We start from the raw sequence: 16,034 nt of genomic DNA, 5'->3' as shown, positions 1-16,034 counted from the left end.
GTGCAGACCGGGTCGGAGACCGGAACGGGTGGCGGACCGGAAGGCGGTGCGGGCGGCGGCGGACTGCTGCCCGCCACCCGGCGCTCGCTGCTGCACCGGGTGGCCGTGGGCCAGCGCGACGGGCGCACCCCCTCGCTGGTCGGCGCGGTGGTACGGGACGGCGCGCTGGTCTGGTGCGGCTCGCGCAGCATGATCGAGGGCCATGCGCCCGACGCCGACACGCAGTACCGCATCGGTTCGATCACCAAGTCCTTCGTCGCGGTGCTGGTGATGCGGCTGCGCGACGAAGGGCTGCTGGACCTGGCCGACCCGTTGAGCCGCCACCTCCCGGAGACGGCGCTTGCCGAGGCCGGGACGGCGATCGGCACGGCCGGGGCGGATGCCGCGGCGCTCGACGCGGCGGGGCTGCGGGCGGCCGGGCGGCTGACGGTGGGCCAGCTCCTCAGCCACACCTCGGGCCTGGCCTCCGAGACGCCGGGACCCTGGTGGGAACGCACCCCGGGTGACCTGCGCCCCGAGTTGGCCGATGTGCTCGGCATCGACCCGGTCAAGCACCCGGCGGGCCGCCGCTACCACTACTCCAACCCCGGTTTCGCGCTGCTCGGCGCGCTGGTCGAGCAGCTGCGCGGGGTGCCGTGGGGTGAGGCGCTGCGCACCGAGGTCCTCGAACCCCTGGGCATGGCGCGGACGACGTTGCTTCCGCAGGCCCCCGCGGCCGGGGGCTTCGCCGTCCACCCGTGGGCCGATGTGATGCGGCCCGAGGCCGTACAGGACACCGGGCGGATGGCGCCGGCCGGGCAGTTGTGGTCGACGGCCGGTGATCTGGCGCGCTGGGCGGCCTTCCTGATGGCAGGTCGGGACGGGGTGCTGGGCGCGGCGACGCTGGAGGAGATGCGGCAGCCCGCCGCCCCGCCGGAGGCCTCGGACATGGACGCCGGTTACGGCCTCGGCCTCCAGCTCAGCCGCCGCGGCGGCCGGCTGCTCGCGGGCCACACCGGTTCGATGCCCGGCTTCCTGGCGACAGTATGGGTGAGCCCGCAGGACGGTGTCGGTGCGATCGCGCTGGCCAACGCGACCTCGGGGCCGCAGGTCGGCGCCATCGCCGCTGACCTGCTGGCGATCACCGCTGACGCCGAGCCGGGGCTGCCGGCGGCCTGGCGCCCCGCTGACACGCTCGGCGCCGACCTGCTGGAGCTGGCGGGTCCGTGGTTCTGGGGGACGAACGCCTATGCGCTGCGGATCGACGCCGAGGGCCTGCCCAGGCTCGGGCCGCTGACCGGCCAGGGCCGCGCCACGAGGTTCCACGTGGAACAAAACGGCACCTGGACCGGCCGCGAGGGCTACTTCGCGGGCGAGACTCTGCGGGTGGTCCGGGCGGCGGACGGTTCCGTCAGCCATCTCGACCTCGGGTCCTTCGTCTTCACACGTGAGCCGTACGATCCGTCGGCTCCGGTGCCCGGCGGCTTCCCCGGCTGGCACTGACCCGGTCCTGGTCACTGACCCGGTCCTGGCCCTCCGGAGCGTCCTGGCCTTCGTGGCCTTCCTGGACGGCCCGGCCGCCGGTACGGCCCACGCCGCCAGTGCCGCGCACCGGCGCCTTGAGCAGCAGGGCCGCCGCGAGGGTCGCCGCGGCGAGCAGTCCCGCGGCGACCAGGAAGGCGAGGTGGTAGCCGCCGGTCAGGGACGCGGCGGGCGAGTGGCCCGCGGCGGCGAGGTGGTCGGTGCGGGCGGAGGCGAGCGCGGCGAGCACCGCCAGGCCCAGCGCGGCGCCGATCTGCTGGGCGGTGTTGAAGACGCCGGAGATCAGACCGGAGTCGGCGGGCGTGGCGTCGGACATGCCGAGCGTCATCAGCGCGGGCATCGCCAGACCGAAGGCCACCCCGAAGACCAGCGTCGCCGGCAGCACGTCGGTGACGTAGGAGGCATGTCCCGCGGGGACCCGGGCCAGCAGAAGGAAGCCGCAGGCGAAGAGTACGAGGCTGGGCAGCAGCACCGCCCGCTCACCGAAGCGCGCGCCCAGCCGGGCCGACAGCGCCAGCGACATCACGCCGATCACCAGCCCGGTGGGCGCGATGGCCAGGCCGATCCGCAGCGGGTCGTAGCCCAGCACCCGCTGCAGGTAGAGGGTGACCAGGAACTGGAAGCCGAAGCCGCCGGCCACCATCAGCGCCTGCACCACGTTGGCGCCGGTCACCAGCCGGGAGCGGAAGAGCCGCAGCGGCATGAGGGGCTGGGCCGCGCGGGACTGCCGTACCAGGAAGCCCGCGAGCAGCACCAGGGAGACCGCGCCGAAGGCGCCCGTGCGAGCGGAGGCCCAGCCGTGGTCGGCGGTGCCGACGATGGTGTAGACGCCGAGCATCAGGGCGGCTGTGACCAGCAGCGCACCAGGTGCGTCCACGTCGCGTACCGGGTTGCCGGAGCCGGCGGCGGGCCGGTCGTCGGGCAGCAGGCGCAGGCTGAGGAGCGCGGCGGCCGCGCCGATCGGCAGGTTGACGAAGAAGATCCAGTGCCAGTTGACCGCCTGTGTGAGGACGCCGCCGGCCACAAGACCGAGCACACCGCCTGCCGACTGCACGAAGCTGTAGACGCCCATGGCCCGTCCGCGTCCCGCGGGGTCGGGGTAGAGGGCGATCACCATGCCCAGGCTGACCGCGGAGACCATCGCGCCCGCGGCGCCCTGGACGAAGCGGGCGGTGATCAGCAGCCCGGCGGAGTCGGCGAGGCCGCAGGCGAGCGAAGCGGCGGTGAAGGCGGTGAGCCCGCCGACCAGGATGCGGCGGCGGCCGAGGATGTCGCCGAGCCGGCCGGACAGCAGCAGCAGACCGCCGAAGGCGATGAGGTAGGCGTTCACCACCCACGCCAGCGCGGACTGGGAGAAGCCCAGGTCGCGCTGGATGGACGGCAGTGCGACGGTCACGATCGTGCCGTCCAGGATGATCATCAGGGTGCCCGCGCTGAGCACGGCGAGGGCGGCGCCGCGGGAACGGGAAGACAGTGGCATGGGGTCGCCTCCTGGCGGATGGATAGCCAGGATCGACCGTAGCAGAAAGTTTTGTTGGAGACTATCTATTACGGGCTTAGGTGCGGCGGTGCGTCGGGCGGCCCCGTGGGACCCTGCTCACTTGCGGGCCTGCCGCGGCCTGCGCACACCCTGGGCGCCCTCGGGGGAGTCGGCCGGCGTCGCCAGATGCCCGCCGGCCAGCCGGTTCAGCGCCGCGACGAAGACCGCGCGCTCCCGCTCGGGCAGTGCGCCGAGCACGTCGCCGTGCACCCGGTCGACGATCTGCTGCCCGGCGGCCACCACGTCGGCGCCCGCCGCCGTGACCCGGATGATCCGCGCCCTGCGGTCGGTCGCCGACGGCACCCGCTCAGCCAGGCCCGCCCGCTCCAGCTGGTCGACGGTCACCACCATCGTGGTCTTGTCCAGGTCGGACAGCTCGGCGAGCTGCGCCTGCGTCCGCTCGCTCTGCGCGGCATGCGCCAGCACGCAGTGCGCCCGCGGCGACATGCCGATCTCGGCGAGGGCCGCCGTCATCTGCGTGGTCAGCACGTGGGCGGTGTGCTGGAGCAGGAACGACACGTCGGGTGCGGCGCCGAGGGCGTCCTGCGGCGGGGCGGCGGCAGCGGTGGACGCGGTGGAAGCGGCCTCGGGGGCAGGGGCGGTGTCCGTGGTCATGGGTCGAGGGTAACAAAATAGGTCCGCTACGGGACGATCCCGTAGCAGACCTATCGCAGGGGCGGCAGCGGCGTACCGGCCTTGCCGGGCATGCCCACCGGCCCGGCTCAGCCCAGCTCGGGCCCCAGCAGGCCGAGCACACCCTCGATGTTCGCGTCCAGGTAGTGCCGCAGGGTCAGCGGCACGATGCCGACCGAGGCGATGCCGAGCCTGCTGAAGGGCACCCGCACCACCTCGTACTCCCCGCACGGATCGTCGACCTCGGGGCCGTGCCGCAGCGCGAGGTCCATCGACTCCAGCCGGCAGGCGAAGAAGAACTGCACCTTCACGCCGTGCGAACCGTCGTCCGCGATGTGCTCGACGGTGTCCACGAAGGCCGGCACCACATCGGTGACCTTGGCGCCCAACTCCTCGTCGATCTCGCGGTGCAGGGCGGCCACGACACTGGCGTCGTCGTCCTCGACACCGCCGCCCGGAGTGATCCAGTACGGTGCGATGCCGGGCTTGCTGCGTTTGATCAGGACGAGCTGGTCACCGTCGAAGACCAGGCCGCGTGCGGTGCGCTTGACCACCGGGCGGGTGGCGGGGCTGGGGTGCGAGTCCGGGGGCATGCCAGACATCTGCCGCGGCCGGACCGGGGGCAAACGTGCCCAGGGCCGTCAATCGAAGCGTTCGGCCGGGCCGTGCGCGCCCGCGAGACACGCACGCCCGGCCCGCGTACGTAAAGCGCCCGCGCCTGCCCCGGAATCCGAGCCGGCGCCCGTCATGCCCCGGCCGCCGCGTCCAGCGCCCGCAGCACGTCGGCCACGATGTCCTGCGGGTCCTCGATGCCCACGGAGAAGCGGACGAAGCCCGGCGGCACCGCGTCGCCGCCCCAGCGGGCGCGGCGCTCGGCCGTGCTCTGGATGCTGCCGAAGCTGGTGGCCTCCGACGTCATCCGCAGGGCGGCCAGGAAGCGTTCTGCATGCGCCTGGTCGGGCAGGGTGAAGGACACCACGCTGCCGAAGCGGCGCATCTGCCGGGACGCCACCTCGTGCGAGGCGTCGGTCGGCAGGCCCGGGTGACGCAGATCACTGACCTCGGGACGTTTGAGCAAAGCCGTGGCAAGAGCCAGGGCGTTGGCCGACTGCCGCTCCACGCGCAGCGCGAAGGTCGCGATCGACCGGTGCGCGAGCCAGGCCTCCATCGGCCCCGGGATCGCGCCGACGGTCTTGCGCCAGTACCGCACGCTCGCCGCCAGCTCAGGGTCCCTGGTGCTGACGTAGCCGAGCAGCAGGTCGCCGTGGCCGCTGAGCGCCTTCGTACCGCTGGCCACCGAGAAGTCCGCGCCCAGCGACAGGGGCCGCTGACCCAGCGGCGTGGCAAGGGTGTTGTCGACGGCGACGAGCGCGCCGGCCGCATGGGCCGCGTCCGCGAGCCGCCGGATGTCGCACACGTCGAGGCCCGGGTTCGACGGCGTCTCCAGCCACACCAGCGACGCCCCCTCGACCGCCGCCAGTTGCGCGTCGCCCGCGGTCGGCGCGAGCCGCACGGACACCCCGTAGGACTCCAGGCGCTCGCGCAGCGCCCGCGTCGTCTGGTAGCTGTCCGACGGCAGCAGCACCGTCTGCCCGGCCTTCACCTGCGACAGCAGCACGGCCGCGACGGCCGCCATGCCCGAGGCGAAGACCGCGGTGCCGACCTCGGGGTCGCCGGGCGCCTCCAGTTCGGAGATCGCCTGCTCAAGGCGCTCCCAGGTCGGGTTGTCGTCCCGGCCGTAGAGGTAGGGACCGGCCGCCTCACCGGGCAGGTGGTAGTGCGAGACGAAGACCGGCCCCGGCAGCGACGGTTCGTACGCCGTCGCCGGCGGCCGGCCCGCGTGCACGCTGCGCGTACTGTCGCCGGGACCCGCGTCCGCGGCCCCGCCCCCCGGTCCCCCGGGGAAATCCGTGCCCCCCGGACCGCCAGTCACTCGTCGTCCGGCAGGACGACGTGCAGCGCCCAGGACACGATGCTGACGATCAGGCCGCCGACCACCGCGGTCCAGAAGCCGTCCACGTGGAAGTCCAGGCTGAGCTTGCCGGCCACCCACGACGTCAGGAGCAGCATCAGGGCGTTCACCACCAGGGTGATCAGGCCCAGGGTGAGGATGAACAGCGGGAAGGACAGGACCTTCACGATCGGCTTGACCAGCCAGTTCACGACGCCGAAGACCAGCGCGACCAATATCAGGCTCAGCGCCTTGCGCGACGTGGAGTCGCCGGTCAGGGTGATGTCCTTGATCACCCAGGTGGCGACGCCGAGAGCTCCGGCGTTCGCCAGCGTTTTGACGATGAAATTCTTCATGGTGTGATCGTCGCAGACCTGATCGGCAGGGCAAGAGAGTGAACAGAACCGTAGCCCGACCGCAGCGGAGGAGTGGCGATGAAGGTGTTCCGGCTGGACGACCTGGATGCGGAACGGGCCGCGAACCAGGGCGCGTACCTGCGCTTTCTCAAGGAGCGCAGCATGTCGGCCGGGCTGTACGCGCTGTCGGCGGGCGAGAGCGACCCGCAGCAGCCGCACCCGCAGGACGAGGTGTACCTGGTCGTCAGCGGCCGGGGCGCGATCACCGTGGGTGAGGAGACGACGACCGTCGCGCGCGGCAGCGTGGTCTATGTGCCGGCCGGCACCCCGCACCGCTTCCACCACATCACCGAGGATCTCAGGGTGATGGTGGTCTTCTCCCCGCCCGAGCCCTAGGGGTGTCTTCAGGGTCGTATCCGGCGTCCCAGGCCCCCGCAGGGGGCATGAGTGGCCCTACAGTCGAAGTATCGGCGGAGGAACCGCCGGACCGACCCCGGTGCGGGGACGAAGGAGAGTCAAGGCGTCATGGACAAGCTGCTGAAGGGCCTGCCCTGGTGGGTCAAGTGGGTCGCCGTCCCGGTGATCGCGCTGGTGATCTTCGGTTCGCTGGTTGCGGCCCTGGTGAGCTTCGTGATCGGGCTGCTGTTCAAGGTGATCGTGTTCGTGGTCCTGGTCGGGGCGCTCGTCCTGGTCGTGAAGCGCGTCACGTCCGGCGGGTCGTCCTCGAAGTCGTCCAAGCGCGATTGGTGACCGACCCCGCGACCCCCCGCCCGTTCATTTCCCCCGCCGCCGGTGGCCTCCGCCACCGGCGGCGACTGCACGTCCGGCTGCCCCGCGCGCCGCGGTGCGGCCCGCGCCCGGTGCGGACGCAGGGGTCCGTGCGGCGGTACGCGGCCGGTCCGCGCTGACCACGAGCGCCGCGAGCGCGGTCGTCAGCGGTACGGAGGCGACCAGGCCGATGCTGCCGACCAGCGTCCTGACGATCTCCTCGGCCACCAGTTCGCTCCCCGCCACCTGCAGCACCCCGCTGCGGGCGATCGAGAAGAGCAGCAGCAGCGGCAGCGCGGCGCCCGCGTAGGCCATCACCAGGGTGTTGACGACCGAGGCGATGTGGTCGCGGCCGATCCGCATGCCCGCCCGGTACAGCTTGCGCGGGCCGGCGCCGGGGTCGGCGTCCTTGAGTTCCCACACCGCGGCGACCTGTGTGACCGTCACGTCGTCCAGCACACCGAGCGAGCCGATGATCACCCCGGCGAGCAGGACGCCCTTGATCTGGATGCCCGGGTAGAGGCTGTGGATCAGGCCGGTCTCGTCCGAGGTGTTGCCGGTCAGATGAGCCCACGAGATGAACACCGAACCCAGCACGCCGATCAGGAACAGCGAGCACAGGGTGCCGATCACCGCGACCGAGGTGCGGGCGTTGACGCCGTGGCACATGTACAGCGCGATCAGCATGATCGCGCTGCCGCCGACCACCGCCACCAGCAGCGGGTCGTCGCCGTGCAGGATCGCCGGCAGGATGAACAGCGTCAGCACCCCGAAGGACACCGCGAGCGCGACCAGCGCCATCAGGCCGCGCAGCCGGCCCACCACGATCACCGCCAGCGCGAAGATCCCCGCGAGCAGCGCCAGCGGGAAGCCGCGCTGCACGTCGGTGACCGAATAGCGCAGGCCCGGCGGCGCGGTGGGGGCGTAGGCCAGGACGACACCCTCGCCCGCGGTGTAGCGGCGGGTCTGGTCGGGCTGCACGATCTCGGTGAAGGTCGTGCCCTTGTCAGGACCCGAGGACACCTCGATCGTCGCCTTCTGGCACGCGTCGCTGTCCGGCGTCCCGGCCGCGGTGGTGTCGGGCGCGGCCTGGGCCGCCTTGCAGGACACCGCCGCCAACTCCACGACTCTGCCTTGCCGCGTCTGCTGGTCGAAGCCGACGCCGGTACGTGCGTGGTGCGGCGCCCCGCCCGGCCACAGCATGACCAGGCCGACGACCACGGCCGCGGCGAAGGGCACCAGGACCGCGGTGATGACCCGGCGCAGCCGCCGCGAGACCGGCGGCACGGGGCCGTGCGCGTGGCCGTGGCTGTGCACCGAGCCGCTGCCGTGTGCCGAGCCGTCACCATGTGCCGAGCCGCTGCCATCTGCGGAGCCCGGACTTTCAAACTCACGGGGGGAGTCCACGGGCCGATCATTGCAAGGCCCCCTGGTGCCTGTATGCACCCGACCGCTACCGTTGGTGCCACCTTTGCAAACGCGGGAGCTCGGAGCACCGGGCTGAGAGGGCGCTGAAAGCGGAAGCGGCATCATGCCGACCCGACAGCTGCGCCGACCGCCGAACCTGTTACCGGGTAATGCCGGCGTAGGGAGTAGGTCTCATGACCACGCAGGACGCACGCACGCGCGAAATCGGCTGGCACAAGGCGTACATCACCGGATCACGGCCGGATGTGGCCGTCCCGGTGCGCCAGGTGCACCTCACCAACGGGCGCGATGTGACGCTGTACGACACATCGGGCCCCTACACCGACCCGTCGGTGGAGACCGACGTCCGGCGGGGCCTCGCCCCGCTCCGGGAGAACTGGATCATCGGCCGCGGCGACACCCAGGAGTATCCGGGCCGCCCGGTGCGCCCCGAGGACGACGGCATCAAGCACACCGCCCCCCGCGGCGGACTGCGCAACCTGGACGCGGTCTTCCCCGGCCGCCCGCGGCTCCCCCGGCGCGCCGCGCACGACGGGCAGCCGGTCACCCAGCTCGCCTACGCCAGGCGCGGCGAGATCACCCCCGAGATGGAGTTCGCGGCGCTGCGCGAGAACGTACCGCCGCAGGTCGTACGGGACGAGATCGCCGCCGGACGTGCCGTACTGCCGGCCAACGTCAACCACCCGGAGATCGAGCCGATGGTCATCGGCAAGCGGTTCCTGGTGAAGGTCAATGCGAACATCGGCAACTCCGCGGTCACCTCCTCCATCGAGGAGGAGGTCGAGAAGATGACCTGGGCCACCCGCTGGGGCGCCGACACGGTCATGGACCTGTCCACCGGACGCAACATCCACACCACCCGCGAGTGGGTGCTGCGCAACTCCCCCGTCCCCATCGGCACCGTCCCCCTCTACCAGGCCCTGGAGAAGGTCGACGGCCGCGCCGAGGAGCTGACCTGGGAGGTCTACAAGGACACCGTCATCGAGCAGGCCGAGCAGGGCGTCGACTACATGACCGTGCACGCCGGCGTCCTGCTGCGCTACGTGCCGCTCACCGCCCGCCGCAAGACCGGCATCGTCTCCCGCGGCGGCTCGATCATGGCCGCGTGGTGCCTGGCGCACCACAAGGAGAACTTCCTCTACGAGAACTTCGCCGAGCTGTGCGAGATCCTCGCCGCCTACGACGTCACCTACTCCCTCGGCGACGGCCTGCGCCCCGGCTCCATCGCGGACGCCAACGACGAGGCGCAGTTCGCCGAGCTGCGCACCCTCGGCGAGCTGAACACCATCGCCAAGAGCCACCAGGTGCAGACGATGATCGAGGGACCCGGTCACGTCCCGATGCACAAGATCAAGGAGAACATCGACCTCCAGCAGGAGATCTGCGAGGAGGCCCCCTTCTACACCCTCGGCCCGCTGACCACCGACGTCGCCCCGGCCTACGACCACATCACCTCGGGCATCGGCGCCGCGATGATCGCCTGGTGGGGCACCGCGATGCTCTGCTACGTCACCCCCAAGGAGCACCTCGGCCTGCCCGACCGCGACGACGTCAAGACCGGCGTGATCACGTACAAGATCGCCGCCCACGCCGCCGACCTGGCCAAGGGCCACCCCGACGCCCAGGCCTGGGACGACGCGCTGTCCGACGCCCGCTTCGAATTCCGCTGGGAGGACCAGTTCAACCTGGCCCTCGACCCCGACACCGCCCGGGCCTTCCACGACGAGACCCTCCCGGCGGAACCCGCCAAGACCGCCCACTTCTGCTCGATGTGCGGTCCCAAGTTCTGCTCGATGAAGATCTCCCAGGACATCCGCCGCACCCACGGCGGCACGGAGGCCGAGATCGAGGCCGGCATGGCGGAGAAGTCCCGCGAGTTCGCCGCAGCCGGCAACCGCGTCTACCTCCCGCTGGCCGCCGACTGACACCGGCGGTACGCGCGACCGCCCCGGGAGCCGTACCGGCTTCCGGGGCGTCATGTGTTCGGGGGGCGGCCGGGGTCAGTTGGGGTTGACCGGCGGGGGCCAGCCGACCGTGGAGAAGCTGTGCCACAGGCCCAGGGAGATCACGGCGCTCGCCGAGTAGGTCGAGGCCAGGTAGGAGCTGGGGCGGCCGGCCGGGTCGGTGCAGCGGAAGCCCTTGTGCAGGACGATGTCGATCCCGGTGTGGTTGCTGACCCGGTCCACCCCGAGCGGGGCGAAGGCCTGGCACTTGCCGTGCACCGGGTTGCTGATGCTCTGCTCGAAGGTCAGGCCGCGTGTGGCGGTGATCCGGCCTCCCGAGGAGTCCGAGCATCCGGTGGCCGCCCACACCAGCGGGACGATCGTGCACAGGACGGCGAGCGTACGGCGGACGCGCATGGACTTCTCCCGTCTGACCAGGTACGGGATGAGTCAAACAACGTCCCGCACCCGGCGCGACCGGGGTCGGCCAACCGGGGCGCCGAGGTCACCCGGCAGGACGCATCGCGGCGGGCGGGCCGTATCGGCGCGGACGACGGGGTCGCCGACCGGCAGGAGGACCGGCGGCGCCGGTCAGTCCGGCGCGTGGTCCGGGCCGCCGAACTCCGGGCTCCCGAAGTCGGGGCTGCTGAAGTCCGGGCTGCTGAAGCGCGGCGTGGTCGGCCGCGGGTCCTGCGGCGAGGAGAAGTCGGGGCGCGTGTAGCCGAGCCGCGGCATCCGCGGGGCCGACGGCGCCTGGGCGGGCGCGGCAGGTGCCGCGGTGTCGCTGAGCGCGTCGTCGAGGAAGGGCAGCAGGCCGCGGTCGAGCAGCGCCTGGTGCCAGGTGTCGCGGGCCTGCAGCACCTCGGGCGGCATGCGGTCGGGCGAGTCGTGGATGGCGCTCGACCCGTCCCGCAGCGCGGTCAGCAGCAGCCCGATCCCGCCGAGCAGGATCGCGGCGGCGGCGACCGCGGCGAAGAACCAGCCGGCGGTGCGCAGCGGCGAGGCGATGGCCGGCTGCGGGTGCACCGCGGACATCGAGTAGCCGATCAGCAGAAAGATCACCGCCGCGGCTCCGGCGAGCAGCGGCGTCAGCACGGCGGCGACGGCGGCGAGCCCCGCCCCTGACCCCGCGCCCTCCGCGACGCCCATGGCGGCGTAGCCGAAGGCCCGGCTGTCCCGGGAGCGCGCCGCCTCACGCGCGGCCTCCCGCGTCTCGGCGCGGATGGCGCGGTAGGCGTCGTACTCCTCCGCGGCCTGCGCGCTGATCTGCTCGGCGGCGGCCAGCGCAAGGGTGCGCAACTGCTCGGCGTTCAGCGGCAGGGCGGTGCCGTCCTGCCCTCCCGGGCCGCGCGCGCCGTCCTCGTCCAGAACGATACGCAGGGCCTCGTCGAGTACGTGCTCGAAATCGGGGCGGTCTTCGTTGAGCAGGTGTGGAGCGGTGGTCATGTGCATCCCCCGATGCTCCGACTCCCCGAGCGAGGCCGGTGTTCCGACGACGGAACGGGCTCGGCCGGCCGGATGCGCGGAGAGCGGTGTGCCTACGGATACAGCGATGGTAGAGCGGGGAGGTCAGACCGTGACAGGGTGCAACCAGGAAATGTGGAGGCTAGCCAATCAGCGGGAGTTGGGCAACCAGGAGGCGCCCTTCCATGGTGACGCCGCCGTCCATCGCGACCGCGAGGCTGTCCGCGTAGACCATCGGACCGCTGACCGCGTAGCCGCGCTCCTCGCCGTCCTGCGCCGACTCGCCGCCCGCCTCGCCGAGCAGGTAGGGGATCGGGCTGTGCCCGTGCACCACCCGCTGGCCGCCGTAGACCCCGAGGATCTCCCGGGCGGCCTGCGGGCCGTCGTCGCCGCGGAAGGCGAAGCGCTTGGTGAGCTTGCGGAAGAGGTCCCAGCACTCGTCGGCGTCGTTGCGCTGCAGGACGCCGGTGATCGCGTCGTTCATCTCCTCGATGCTGCTGCCGTAGTCCAGGTACGCGGTCGTGTCGGAGTGCATCAGCAGGTGGCCGTCGGTGAGGTGGGCCGCGTCCAGCCGGGAGATCCAGGTCAGATGCCGGTCCTCCAGGCGCTCCATGTCGGAGGGCTGGCCGCCGTTGAGCCGCCAGGCGGCGAGGAAGGAGGCGGTGCCGCCCGCGGAGTTGACGGGCGTGTCGCCGAAGCGGTGGGCGCCGAGCAGCAGCAGCTCGTGATTGCCCATCAGGGCGCGGCAGTAGCCGCCGGCGGCCGCGGCCTCCGCGGACAGCTGCATGACCAGCTCGATCACGCCGATGCCGTCGGGGCCGCGGTCGGTGAAGTCGCCGAGGAACCACAGCCGGGCGCTGCCGGCCGACCAGTGGCCCTCGCTGTCCACGAGCCCGCGCTCGCCGAGTGCGGCGAGCAACTCGTCGAGGTAGCCGTGCACATCGCCGACGACGTAGAGCGGTCCCGGGCGCTCGGGCCGCTCGCCGGGGGTCTCCGCGGGGTCGCCGAGGACCGGCAGGTCGCGGGCGGTGGGGGTGTAGCCGGCGGGGACCAGCGGCGTGTCGCGCTCGGTGGGTTCGTACGGGCGGGGCGGCGCGGGCACGGTGGGGGCGTGTGCGGGCGCGGGCGGGGCGCTGTCGTAGGCGGCGGAGCCGGGCTGCGGGGCGGGGTAGCCGTAGCCGGCGGCCGCCTCCTGGGCGTGTTCGTAGCCGGGCGCGGCGCGTTCGTACTCGGGCGCGGCGTGTCGGAACTCGGGCGCGGTGGTGCCGTGCTCGAAGCCGGGGCCTGCGGGCTCGTGCTCGTACCCCTGCCCCAGCGCGTGCTCGTAGCCTGCCGCGCGCTCAAAAGCCGCCTCGGGACGCCAGCTCTCCGCGGTCCCGGGCTCGGCCCCCTGACCTGCCCCCTGAGTCATCGACCCCTCCACGATCGCGCCGCCATCCGCCCATCATAGGAATGACGCTGTCGCGTTGTGACATACCCGGGCAGCTGGATTTCGCAGGGTACAGACAAAACACCCCGTAGCCACCTCGGCAATACGAAGGCTTGGCTCTAGGCCGTGTTTTGGAAGTAGCGCCGTCCGCCCACAGGGCGGGCCGCGCGGCGTCTGGTGCGTGCGATTGCAAGGCGGAGGGTCGTCCTCGTAGTGGGCCTGCTCGGACGACTCCGACAACGCAGCGAGCGTGCGTGCCAGGCGTCGCGGGGCAGGCGGGACTTCCACAACACGGCCTAGCCCCCGCCCCTGGCCGGGGTGCGCGGCGCGCTGACGGTCGTGCGGTGCGGGCGGCGTTGCGAGGACGTCCTGATGATCAGCTCGGTCGGCATCACCTGCTGCACCGGGTGTGCCGGTCCGACGCCCTCGATCGCGTCGATGAGCAACTGCACCACGGCGGTGCCGATCCGGCGCGGTTTGAGGGACAGGGTGGTGATGGGCGGTTCGGTTGCGGCGTAGCCGGTGCTCTCGCTGCAGCAGACCAGCAGCAGGTCGTCCGGGACCCGCAGGCCGTAGCGGCGGGCGGCGGCGAGCAGGTCGGTGCCGTTGGGGTCGAAGAGCCCGTAGACGGCGTCGGGCCGGTCGGGTCGGGCGAGTAAGCGGTCGGCGGCGACGGCGCCGGCACACGGGTCGTGCGCCGGGTAGGCCTCGTAGACCGGTTCCTGGCCGATGCGTTCGCACCACTCCAGGTAGGCGGTGGTTGACAGTCGGGTGTACGTGTCGGTGCTGGTGCCGGTGAGCAGGCCGATCCGGCGGGCGCCGGCCGCCGCGAGGTGGTCGAGGATGCCGAGGACGGCTTCCTCGTGGTCGTTGTCGACCCATGCGTGCACGGGCAGGCTGCCGGCCGGGCGGCCGTCGCTGACCACCGGCACGCCCTGCCGGACGAGTTCGGTGACCACCGGGTCGTGGTCGGAGGGGTCGACGACGACCGTGCCGTCCAGTGCGACGTTGCCCCACACGTCGTGCCGCGAGGACGCGGGCAGGATGACCAGCGCGTAGCCGCGGGCGAGCGCGGCGGAGGTGGCGGCCCGCGCCATCTCCGCGAAGTACGCGAACTCGGTGAAGGTGAACGGTTCTTCGCCGTATGTCGTCACCGTCAGGCCGATCAGCCCTGACCTGCCGGTGCGCAGCGTGCGGGCGGCGGCGGAGGGGCGGTAGCCCAGCCGGTCGGCGACCTCACGGACATGGCGTCGGGTGGCGTCGGGCAGTCGGCCCTTGCCGTTGAGCGCGTCGGAGACAGTCGTGATCGAGACGCCGGCGGCAGCGGCGACATCCCTGATCCCCGCCCGTTCCAGCCGGCGTCCGACGGGCCGGCTCGCCTGGTGATTCCCTGCTGCTGTCATGGCGTGCCGATAGTAGGGCGGGCTTGGTCCGGTCGGCCGCCATGTCGTCGAGCGGCCGGAAGGAAGGTTTCTGCATGATCCAAGCCGTTATGCAAAGTGGAATATGCAGGCGGCAGCCCGCGGGTCCGTGCCGATACGGGCGCGAGCGCGGCGATCCGTCGGCCATTGGCCCAACGGGGTCCGCGGCGGCAACTCACTCCTACGGGGGACGCGCGCCACCCCGCGCGCCACCGGAGCATGGTGCGGCGCACGCCTCCGGCGCAAGGGTGCCCACGCCCCTCGGGGGTGGCGCGCGGCGCCCCTCGCGCCACCCCCGCGAGGGCCGCAGGAAGGGGTGCGCGGGAGCGGGTCGCGGGGGTCGCCGGGCACTGTGGCGCAGAGCACTCCCCAGGTCGGCGCGGTCCTCGTAGGGTGTGGCCATGAGCCCCGAGACCCCGAAACTGCGCGCGGAACTGGACGGTATCCCCACCTACAAACCGGGCCGGCCGCCGGCCGCCGCGGAGGGTGCGCCGGCCTTCAAGCTGTCCTCGAACGAGAACCCGTACCCGCCGCTGCCCGGTGTTCTGGAGGCGGCCACCGCCGCCGCGGCGTCCTTCAATCGTTATCCGGACTTGTCCTGCTCGCGCCTCACCGGCGAGCTGGCGGCGCGTTTCGGGGTGCCGGCCGGGCATGTGGCGACCGGCACGGGCTCGGTGGGTGTGGCGCAGCAGCTGCTGCAGGCGACCTCGGGTCCCGGCGACGAAGTGATCTACGCCTGGCGGTCCTTCGAGGCCTATCCGATCATCACCAGGATCAGCGGGGCGCAGCCGGTGCAGGTGCCGCTGGACGCCGCCGAGCGGCACGACCTGGACGCGATGGCCGACGCGGTCACCGAACGGACCCGGCTGATCTTCGTCTGCAACCCCAACAACCCCACCGGCACCGTGGTGCGCAGGGCCGAGCTGGAGCGCTTCCTCGACCGGGTCCCCGGCGACGTCCTGGTGGTGCTGGACGAGGCCTACCGGGAGTTCATCACCGACCCCGACGTGCCCGACGGCACCGAGGTCTACCGGGACCGGCCCAACGTGGCGGTGCTGCGCACCTTCTCCAAGGCGTACGGCCTTGCGGGCCTGCGAGTCGGCTTCGCCATCGCGCACGAGCCGGTGGCGGAGGCGCTGCGCAAGACCGCGGTGCCCTTCGGGGTGAGCCAGCTCGCGCAGGACGCCGCGGTGGCGAGCCTGCGGGCCGAGCCGGCGCTGCTGGAGCGGGTCGCGGGCCTGGTCGCCGAGCGGGCACGGGTGGTCGACGCGCTGACCGGGCAGGGCTGGACGGTGCCGGAGACCCAGGCCAACTTCGTCTGGCTGCGGCTGGGGGAGCGCACGGAGGCATTCGCCGAGGCGTGCGAGCGGGCCGGCACCACGGTCCGGCCCTTCGCGGGCGAGGGTGTGCGGATCACGGTGGCGGAGACGGCGGCGAACGACCTGCTGCTGCGGACCGCCGAGGCCTTCCGCAAGGAGCTCTGACCGCCTCCCCCGCCCTCACAGGCGCTTGGAATGCGGCTCTGACCTGCTGGTTCGCCCCCTGACCACCCCCCGGTGGCAGGGGGCGAACGCATGTGC

General features: G+C 72.5%; 15 protein-coding genes. 5 read left to right on the top strand and 10 right to left on the bottom strand.

Going from position 1 to position 16,034, the window contains the following annotated elements; genetic code table 11:
* The first annotated feature begins 63 nt into the window (after window positions 1–63).
* Window positions 64–1,482, top strand: coding sequence for a serine hydrolase domain-containing protein (locus JT723_RS15710; protein ID WP_205045394.1), 1,419 nt, complete (start codon window positions 64–66; stop codon window positions 1,480–1,482).
* On the opposite strand, the gene JT723_RS15705 is transcribed toward JT723_RS15710, so the two are convergent.
* The 5 genes from JT723_RS15705 to JT723_RS15685 form a co-directional block, all read right to left on the bottom strand.
* Window positions 1,421–3,001 carry a DHA2 family efflux MFS transporter permease subunit gene (locus JT723_RS15705; protein ID WP_265749679.1) on the bottom strand — a complete coding sequence of 527 codons (1,581 nt, stop codon included), beginning with the start codon at window positions 2,999–3,001 and terminating at the stop codon, window positions 1,421–1,423. The genes JT723_RS15710 and JT723_RS15705 overlap by 62 nt on opposite strands.
* Before the next feature lie 117 nt (window positions 3,002–3,118).
* A complete protein-coding gene (locus JT723_RS15700) occupies window positions 3,119–3,676 on the bottom strand; it encodes a MarR family winged helix-turn-helix transcriptional regulator (RefSeq protein WP_205045244.1) in 558 nt (185 codons plus the stop codon).
* A 107-nt stretch (window positions 3,677–3,783) separates the two neighbouring features.
* Window positions 3,784–4,287 carry an NUDIX domain-containing protein gene (locus JT723_RS15695; RefSeq protein WP_205045243.1) on the bottom strand — a complete coding sequence of 168 codons (504 nt, stop codon included), beginning with the start codon at window positions 4,285–4,287 and terminating at the stop codon, window positions 3,784–3,786.
* Between the two features lie 152 nt (window positions 4,288–4,439).
* Complete coding sequence (locus JT723_RS15690; RefSeq protein WP_205045242.1) at window positions 4,440–5,627, bottom strand: cystathionine gamma-lyase; 1,188 nt, start codon at window positions 5,625–5,627, stop codon at window positions 4,440–4,442.
* On the bottom strand, window positions 5,624–6,001 hold the full coding sequence (locus JT723_RS15685) for a phage holin family protein (RefSeq protein ID WP_205045241.1): 378 nt from the start codon (window positions 5,999–6,001) through the stop codon (window positions 5,624–5,626). Before JT723_RS15685 ends, JT723_RS15690 begins: the two co-directional genes overlap by 4 nt.
* Window positions 6,002–6,079: 78 nt before the next feature.
* Here JT723_RS15685 and JT723_RS15680 point away from each other — a divergent pair, with 78 nt between their 5' ends.
* Window positions 6,080–6,397: a cupin domain-containing protein gene (locus tag JT723_RS15680; RefSeq protein WP_205045240.1), complete on the top strand. Its 318-nt coding sequence runs from the start codon at window positions 6,080–6,082 to the stop codon at window positions 6,395–6,397.
* A gap of 129 nt (window positions 6,398–6,526) precedes the next feature.
* Entirely contained in the window at window positions 6,527–6,751 is a 225-nt protein-coding gene (locus JT723_RS15675) for a DUF5326 family protein (protein WP_205045239.1), read from the top strand.
* Between the two features lie 24 nt (window positions 6,752–6,775).
* Here the strand turns inward: JT723_RS15675 and JT723_RS15670 are convergent, their stop codons facing one another.
* Window positions 6,776–8,299 carry a YibE/F family protein gene (locus tag JT723_RS15670; RefSeq protein ID WP_443608059.1) on the bottom strand — a complete coding sequence of 508 codons (1,524 nt, stop codon included), beginning with the start codon at window positions 8,297–8,299 and terminating at the stop codon, window positions 6,776–6,778.
* A gap of 71 nt (window positions 8,300–8,370) precedes the next feature.
* Between JT723_RS15670 and thiC the strand changes: the two genes are divergently transcribed.
* Window positions 8,371–10,122 carry a phosphomethylpyrimidine synthase ThiC gene (thiC, locus tag JT723_RS15665; RefSeq protein WP_205045238.1) on the top strand — a complete coding sequence of 584 codons (1,752 nt, stop codon included), beginning with the start codon at window positions 8,371–8,373 and terminating at the stop codon, window positions 10,120–10,122.
* 75 nt (window positions 10,123–10,197) lie between these two features.
* On the opposite strand, the gene JT723_RS15660 is transcribed toward thiC, so the two are convergent.
* From JT723_RS15660 to JT723_RS15645, 4 genes are all read right to left on the bottom strand, one after another.
* Entirely contained in the window at window positions 10,198–10,557 is a 360-nt protein-coding gene (locus JT723_RS15660) for a hypothetical protein (RefSeq protein ID WP_205045237.1), read from the bottom strand.
* Between the two features lie 174 nt (window positions 10,558–10,731).
* Window positions 10,732–11,592: a hypothetical protein gene (locus tag JT723_RS15655; protein WP_205045236.1), complete on the bottom strand. Its 861-nt coding sequence runs from the start codon at window positions 11,590–11,592 to the stop codon at window positions 10,732–10,734.
* Between the two features lie 154 nt (window positions 11,593–11,746).
* Entirely contained in the window at window positions 11,747–13,015 is a 1,269-nt protein-coding gene (locus JT723_RS15650; protein ID WP_205045235.1) for a metallophosphoesterase, read from the bottom strand.
* A 314-nt stretch (window positions 13,016–13,329) separates the two neighbouring features.
* Window positions 13,330–14,436: a LacI family DNA-binding transcriptional regulator gene (locus tag JT723_RS15645; protein ID WP_205045234.1), complete on the bottom strand. Its 1,107-nt coding sequence runs from the start codon at window positions 14,434–14,436 to the stop codon at window positions 13,330–13,332.
* Between the two features lie 419 nt (window positions 14,437–14,855).
* Here JT723_RS15645 and hisC point away from each other — a divergent pair, with 419 nt between their 5' ends.
* Window positions 14,856–15,938: a histidinol-phosphate transaminase gene (hisC, locus tag JT723_RS15640; RefSeq protein WP_205045233.1), complete on the top strand. Its 1,083-nt coding sequence runs from the start codon at window positions 14,856–14,858 to the stop codon at window positions 15,936–15,938.
* Window positions 15,939–16,034: the final 96 nt, after the last annotated feature.

The organism is Actinacidiphila bryophytorum (genome assembly GCF_016916835.1).
In the GTDB taxonomy this organism is placed as follows: Bacteria; Actinomycetota; Actinomycetes; order Streptomycetales; family Streptomycetaceae; genus Actinacidiphila; species Actinacidiphila bryophytorum.
The sequence above is the reverse complement of the archived record's forward strand: the minus strand, read 5'-3'. Positions and strand labels throughout refer to the sequence as shown.